This is a genomic window from uncultured Clostridium sp., assembly GCF_947036855.1.
GTDB lineage: Bacteria > Bacillota > Clostridia > Clostridiales > Clostridiaceae > Sarcina.
In genome coordinates this window covers 1-2906 of the sequence record NZ_CAMQRY010000203.1, presented here as the reverse complement: position 1 = coordinate 2906, position 2906 = coordinate 1, and the positions used below count along the sequence as shown (strand labels likewise).

Annotated in this window: 2 protein-coding genes and 1 pseudogene; all 3 read right to left on the bottom strand. The window is 28.3% G+C overall.

All coding sequences use genetic code 11. The annotated features are described in order from the left end of the window. Nucleotides 1-213: pseudogene (locus Q0V15_RS12760) on the bottom strand (hypothetical protein); the annotation flags it as partial. A gap of 156 nt (nt 214-369) precedes the next feature. Continuing rightward, complete coding sequence (locus tag Q0V15_RS12755) at nt 370-1485, bottom strand: DUF1002 domain-containing protein (RefSeq protein WP_297439520.1); 1116 nt, start codon at nt 1483-1485, stop codon at nt 370-372. A gap of 273 nt (nt 1486-1758) precedes the next feature. Next, nucleotides 1759-2906: YdiU family protein (locus Q0V15_RS12750; RefSeq protein WP_297439519.1), on the bottom strand; the 1148-nt coding region annotated here is incomplete at its 5' end.

Below are 2906 nucleotides of genomic sequence, written 5' to 3'. Positions count from 1 at the left end.
TACAAGGAAAGTATGTCCGAATAAATTCTGTACTAAAAAAGGTTGACAATCCACTACTCTACCTATATTAGAATATTTTTCTTTTAATTCATTATAAACAAAGGAAAAATCAATGAGTTCATTTATTTTTCGTAGCATATTATTTTGTGGAATTATAATATCATATAATTCAATATATTTACTTGAAACTTTAGATACTTTTTTTTCTAACATAGATGCGTGCCTCCGTACATGTTTTTTATAATTTATATTATACAATAAAAAAAGATAACTTCTATACATAAAGTATAAAAATCATCTTTTTCTATAAATATTATTACTTTTTCAGTGGCCTCAATAAAATCTAAACTACTTTTCTATATCTAGATACTAACCATTATTTTGTGTGTTTGCTTGGTTATTAGTTATATTACTATTTTGACTATTTGCATCTGTATTATTTTGAGTACTTGTATTTGTTGTTTGATTAATATTATTTGCTGATGAATTATCCTGTGCTTGTACAGCTTTTTCTCCACCTTCAAAGAATGATTTAATCCAGTTCCATATCTTCTCAACAATATTTTCTGTTTTTTCTATTGCAACATGATTATTTTTTATCTCTTGTTGTATTTTCGAAGAGACATTTGTAAAGTTTTTCTCGCCTTTTTCAATAGAACTTTGTATATTTTTAAGAGTTCCCTCTACATTCTGATACTTTAAATTAAGACCTTTAATTTGCTCCATTAGATTTGTTAATTGATCCTTTTGAGCATCTGATAATCCACCACCATTGTTATTAACTACATTGTTAACAATATTGTTTATTTCTATTTTACTATTTGGATTATCCTTTATAACTATTGATTTTGCTTGGTTAACTATTGTTTCAGCTTTTTTCTGTCCAACAGTTTTAGCAATACTTGCAGTTGTATTTATTTCTTTATTTGCAACTTGCTTATTTTTTTCTGGAACTACTTTTCCTGTTGCTTCTTGGAATGCTTGTAAAACCCCAGCTAAAGCAGCTTGTCCTGTTACTCTCATTGGAGCATTTGCAAAAATACTTGCATCATTAATTCCACAAGTAGTTAATGCACTTGCAAGCATATCACCTGTAACTTCTGTTAAATTATTTGTTTGAACTTGTATTCCTGAACCTTTTGGAAGTATAGTTATTTTAGTAGAACTAAATGAACCTTCATTTGGAATATTATTTATATTTCCTGTGTATCCTAGTTCTTTTGCTATATCTCTATTTGTAGTCTGTATAAAAGTTACACCTTCTTGATTTGTTGTAACATTAAAATCTTTTAATAATTCTTGTCTTTGCTCCCAGCTATTATTAGCACCAAGTGTTACTATTATTTTTCCAACATTATTAGTTGGCGCTGCAAGTAATATTTTATTTTGAGTATTGCTACTTGTGTTATTCCCCATATTTATATAAGATACTCCACCAAGTGAAATTGCTCCTATAAGAGCTATTGCTATAAATTTTCTTTTCATTATTAATAAACTCCTTTATCTTTCGTTATATGTAATTCTAATCTAATTAAACCATATAAGGATTAGATTATACAAATTATACAATATTTATCTGTTTTTTTCTATACAACAATATTAAAAGCAAATTACAACAATACTATAAATACCTACTGCTTTCCTAAATTCACTCAACATATAAATCTTTTAAATCAAAATTAACTTTTTAAACATCAGAAAAAGACTGAAATTTCTTCAGTCTTTTAATCTTTTTCACTTATCGCCCTTAAATTTACTTTAAGTTCCACAATAAGTTACATATGATTTATCTTCTTTTTTCACTTCTCTATAAAACTCTAAGTCCTTTGAATAATCAAATGGATTTTCTAGTGCATCTAAAAGATATTGAAGTATTAAATATTTACCTTCTTTAGCTGATGCTAAAGCTTCTTCAACTCTATGGTTTCTTGGAATAATTACTGGGTTTGTTTCTCTCATAAGTTTTCTTGCTTCTTCCATTGATTTATCCTGTCTTCCAAGTCTTTGCTTCCAAAGTTTATACCAAACCTCAAATTCATCTGTATGATGTATTTCTAGTTCATCAAACCTACCTGTAGTAAGATAATAAAATGTATTAGTATAATCAACTTTATACTTTTGCATTATACTAAGAATCCCATCAATTAAATATTCATCTGCTATTTCTTCATTAAATATTCCAAGTTTTTTTCTCATTCCATTCATCCAAACTTTTTTATATAAATGTGAATATTCTTTTATCTCATTTTGTGCAATCTTTATTGCTTCTTCTCTATCCTCATGTAAAAGAGGTATTAAAGATTCTGCAAATCTCGCAAGATTCCAACCTCCCATATTCGGTTGATTTGCATATGCATATCTTCCTTCTCTATCAATAGAACTAAAAACTGTAGCCGGATTATATTCATCCATAAATGCACAAGGTCCATAATCTATTGTTTCTCCACTAATAGTCATATTATCACTATTCATAACTCCATGTATAAATCCTACAAGTTGCCATGATGCGATAAGATTTGCCTGTCTTTTAATTACTTCCTTAAGTAAAAACAAATAATCTTTCTTATCCCCACTACTTTCTATATCAAAATGTCTTTTAAGCGTATAATCTGCAAGTTCTTTAACATTTTCTGTATCTCCAAATCTTTGTGCATATGCAAAAGTTCCAACCCTTATATGACTACTTGCAACTCTTGTAAGAACTGCTCCATCCATTTCTTCTTCTCTTAAAACTTTTTCACTTGTTTTCAACACTGCAAGTGACCTAGTTGTTTCTATTTTAAGTCCATACATTGCTTCACTTATAATATACTCACGAAGCATAGCAGAAAGTGTTGCAAGTCCATCTCCACCTCTTGAAAACTCTGTTCTTCCAGAACCCTTAAGTTGTATATCAAATCTTTTAT

Coding starts and splice junctions, on each gene's coding strand:
- Q0V15_RS12755 (WP_297439520.1), bottom strand. CDS start 1,485: ATGAAAAGAAAATTTATAGCAATAGCTCTTATAGGAGCAATTTCACTT.